This window comes from Priestia sp. P5_B4 (genome assembly GCF_056400385.1).
The window spans coordinates 1-3,756 of record NZ_JBFULJ010000360.1; the positions used below are offsets into that span (position 1 = coordinate 1).

Annotated in this window: 5 protein-coding genes; 1 reads left to right on the top strand and 4 read right to left on the bottom strand. The window is 35.0% G+C overall.

Annotated elements, in window-relative coordinates:
- The 4 genes from AC1DRF_RS19280 to AC1DRF_RS19295 form a co-directional block, all read right to left on the bottom strand.
- On the bottom strand, positions 1–490 hold a 490-nt coding region (locus tag AC1DRF_RS19280; protein ID WP_477741422.1), incomplete at its 3' end, for a methyltransferase domain-containing protein.
- Positions 483–1,229: an alpha/beta fold hydrolase gene (locus AC1DRF_RS19285; protein ID WP_477741423.1), complete on the bottom strand. Its 747-nt coding sequence runs from the start codon at positions 1,227–1,229 to the stop codon at positions 483–485. The genes AC1DRF_RS19285 and AC1DRF_RS19280, both read right to left, overlap by 8 nt.
- Entirely contained in the window at positions 1,226–2,404 is a 1,179-nt protein-coding gene (gene bioF, locus AC1DRF_RS19290; RefSeq protein ID WP_427075055.1) for an 8-amino-7-oxononanoate synthase, read from the bottom strand. The genes AC1DRF_RS19285 and bioF overlap by 4 nt, the downstream gene beginning before the upstream one ends.
- 310 nt (positions 2,405–2,714) lie before the next feature.
- Positions 2,715–2,852 (bottom strand): hypothetical protein, encoded by a 138-nt coding sequence (locus AC1DRF_RS19295; protein ID WP_230185656.1) that lies wholly within the window; start codon positions 2,850–2,852, stop codon positions 2,715–2,717.
- A 219-nt stretch (positions 2,853–3,071) separates the two neighbouring features.
- Here AC1DRF_RS19295 and AC1DRF_RS19300 point away from each other — a divergent pair, with 219 nt between their 5' ends.
- Complete coding sequence (locus tag AC1DRF_RS19300; RefSeq protein ID WP_043978199.1) at positions 3,072–3,305, top strand: hypothetical protein; 234 nt, start codon at positions 3,072–3,074, stop codon at positions 3,303–3,305.
- Positions 3,306–3,756 lie beyond the last annotated feature (451 nt).

A 3,756-nucleotide genomic window follows, 5' to 3' on the forward strand; every position in this document is an offset into this window, starting at 1 on the left:
GCTTTTGTTTCGCATGGCTGTAGCATGAATGAAGCTCTTGAAATGTACGGTTACCAAAGGTTGAAAATAGTAAGCTGCCTGTAGGCTTAAGTTGTTTATACAATTTTTTAATTGTCGTATGAAGACTATTAAACCACTGAAATGTTGCATTCGAAATAATAAGGTCATAATGTTTTTCTATACTTAGTTCCTCGATATCTCCGCATATGAAAGAAACTCGATCTTCCCTTACTTTTTTCTTTGCTAACTCAATCATTCCTGATGACAAATCAACTGCTGTAATAGCAGCCTTAGGAAATTGTTCGCACAATAATTGTGTTAAATAACCCGTGCCGCAGCCAACTTCAAGAATAGTTATTTCCTGTTTAAAGGAATTAGTGGGAAGCTGATCTATTAACTGGTTTGCCATGCTTTTTTGTACATCGGCATAAGCATCATAAGTTTTAGCATGATTATTGAACCTTTTCTTTAAAAGTTGCTTATTAATCATAAATGAGCTCCTTTTCGAGAAATTTTTCTATAAGTTGCGTACAGTGCTGAGGCTTTGTAAAAAAAGGAATATGGCCAGCTTTTTCTAGAATACACAGCTGCKCTTTTCCACCAATTTTTTCAGCTATGAAAGAAGAAGACTCAGGTAAACATATTTGATCATCTTTTCCATGGATCAACAAACAAGGAGTTTGAATTTGATTAAGTTGCATTCTAACATCTTTTTGGAGTAAATAATCCAGCCCTGTGAGGAGGGAGTACATACTGTCTCCTTGATAATCACGCTGAACAACTTCCATAAATTGATGATGAAATTCTTCTTCTTTTTCAGATTTAGTGAACATAGCGTTATAAAATGAAGCAAGGGTTTTTTCTTTATTACGCTGTAGTTGTTTTTTCATACGTTCAACGATACGTTGTTCCCATCCAAATGTATTATGCACGTCGTTTGTAAAGCGACTAGTTCCGCCGATTAATATGAGTCCTTCTATCTTGTTAGGGTATAAACTAGCAAGTTCAAGCGTTACAAGGGAACCTAATGACCAACCCATTAAATAAACAGTACCTGGAGTAGAAGTAAGCAATTGGATTGCTCGTTCTCTAAAGTCACTTAGTTCTTTTAGACCTCTCCAGTCTGTACACAAAACGTTACATATAGTAGACAATGATTTTATGATTGGGTGAAACGCTGCTTTTTCCATTCCCCATCCGGGAAATATTATAATAGTGGATGGTTTCATTGAATCACGCTCATTTCTTTTCCAATTAGAGAAATTCTCTTTATGGCCCAATCTAAATCTTCTCGAGTATGATCTGCTGTTACAGTAAAGCGAATTCTTGCTTTATTTTCGGGAACAGTAGGAGGCCTAACTGCAATAGCAGCAATTCCTTCTTTCTGTAAGCGCTCTGCAAACTGCATTGTTCTTTTGTTTTCTCCCGTCAAAATTGGAATGATTTGAGATTGACTCTTGCATGTGTTAAATCCTTCGTATGTAAGTGCCTTCCTAAAAAATAGTGCATGTTGTTGAAGAAGTGCGCGACGCGCTGTGTCTTGTTGCACCTTTTCAATCGCAGCCGTTATTGCACCGAGTATAGCAGGGGGAAGAGCAGTTGAATAAATGAATCCTCGCATTCTATTTTTTAAATAATCTATGAGCCACTGTTTTCCGGTAACATAAGCTCCAAATGACCCTAGCGCTTTACTAAACGTTCCCATTTGAATATCAATTTTATCTTGCAGATCAAGAGAATGAGCGTATCCTTCACCATTTTTTCCGTATACACCGCTTGCGTGAGCTTCATCAACCATTAACATTGCGTTATATTGCTCTTTTAATTTAACAAGATCCTCGAGCTTGGCAAAATCACCATCCATGCTGAAAACAGTATCTGTTACAATTAACTTCCGTGACTCCAAGGGAACTTTTTTTAATAGATTTTCTAGGTGGTTCATATCGTTATGGCGATAGCGTTGAAGTGTTGCGCGGCTCAGTAGGGCGCCATCAATGATACTTGCATGATTTAACTTATCGCTGAAGATGAAGCCGTTACGCGGAACCAAGGCTGAGATGATTCCTAGGTTTGCATTATAACCACTATTGATAATAAGTCCTGCCTCAGCTTTTTTCCAATTAACAAGTGCTTTTTCTGCTTTCTCGTAAAGAGAGTGATTTCCTACTATTAAGCGTGAAGCTGCTGCTCCTATTCCATATGTCATCACAGCATCACTCATTGCTTTCTTCAGCCCCTTATCTCCCGCGTAGCCTAAATAGTTATTAGAGGCAAGGTTCAACATCCTATGTCCATTGACTGTAAGCCATGGTTGTTCAGCAAATTCTGTAGTAACAAGGTGCCGTTTTTGAAAAATCTCATCTAAATAGGCAAGTTCTCTCTTAATATCTTCTTTCCAATTCAATACACTTTCACCACCGAAATAAATAATTGTTAACTTAATATTATTTTAAGTTAACAATTATATCTAATCACGCCTTTAGAACAGTGTCAAGATAAAATAGTTTAAAGAAAAGATACTAGATAATTGTCGCCACATAGCTCCCTACAGTTCATTTTTTGAATCTCATGAGTAGACGTGCAACCTTACTTCAGTACTCAAATAAAACCTAAAAAATCAATACTTTGTTCACTACTCGTATTTATTAATTAACTTCTTTTCTTAATGAAAAAGCTGCCAAATAGGCAGCTAATAATACAGCTCTAATTTTTATTTAAGGTTTTGCATTGCCAGGAGGCTTGTTAGTTGGAAAAATTGCTTTTTCCAAGTCTTCTGCTGCGATTACTGGATCTACCGTATTGCTAGTTGATTTGCCTTTTTGACTATTGCCTTTATCGCGTTTCTGACTCATTTTTAAATCTCCCTTCAATATATAGTTACACTGTTAAGATGAGTTAATAGAGCGGAGCTTATTCAACCCATTGTCCTTTTTAAATAACATTCTAGAACTTGAAATTTCTTTTACCAGGACCTATCAGACAATATGCTTCCTTAGATAGTTAGATCGGGAATTTGTTTTCTTAAACCGAATATATATTAGGTAATTAAAATAAAGTAAGGTGGATTAGACATGGATAAAAGAGTCATTTTTGACTTTGAAGTCGATTTTACTAATGGCGGTGGAATACAAGGGCAGGAATTTCGTCTCGATATTGAGGGTGATGATATCTCTGATGAAGAATTAGCAAAATATATTGTAAAAGATATGAGGCTGCTGATGGTGGGTGAGGTAAGGATACTGAACAAAAAAATTATTAGTGAGAAACATAAACGAAAACCTGCTGAGGAGTATAGTGAAAAATAAAACAATTATATGTTATTTGTTTTAATCACATATGCATAGTAAGAAAAGAAGTTACCAAAAGGTGACTTCTTTTTTTATTTAACCTTATTTTCACTCTTTTTAAGCCTTAAGACATAGGATTCATTAGCTTCCTGAGGTAACTACATAGTATCTAAAAAATCATAATTCCACTTATCAATCAGTATCTATTTCATTAATGTTTTTCTTTAATATACTCCCATTTATAGACATTTTATTTTGTTTTTTATCTTAGACTGCAAAATTTATAAAGACGAATTCTTTGATAGGTGGCAACATTTTTCATAAACAATCTGAAACCCATACAGCACAAACGTTTTTATTAAAAAAACAATGGATAATTGAAATCTAGTTAACCGGGCTAAAGAGACGTATCCTATTTTTTTTAACCTTGATTCTTTTTTTACTTACTTCGGACTAAAATGGTTAAAAA

What these genes read in the sequence shown, in the direction of transcription:
- AC1DRF_RS19300 (WP_043978199.1), top strand. Translation starts at nt 3,072, where the DNA reads ATGGATAAAAGAGTCATTTTTGACTTTGAAGTCGATTTTACTAATGGC.
- AC1DRF_RS19295 (WP_230185656.1), bottom strand. Translation starts at nt 2,852, where the DNA reads ATGAGTCAGAAACGCGATAAAGGCAATAGTCAAAAAGGCAAATCAACT.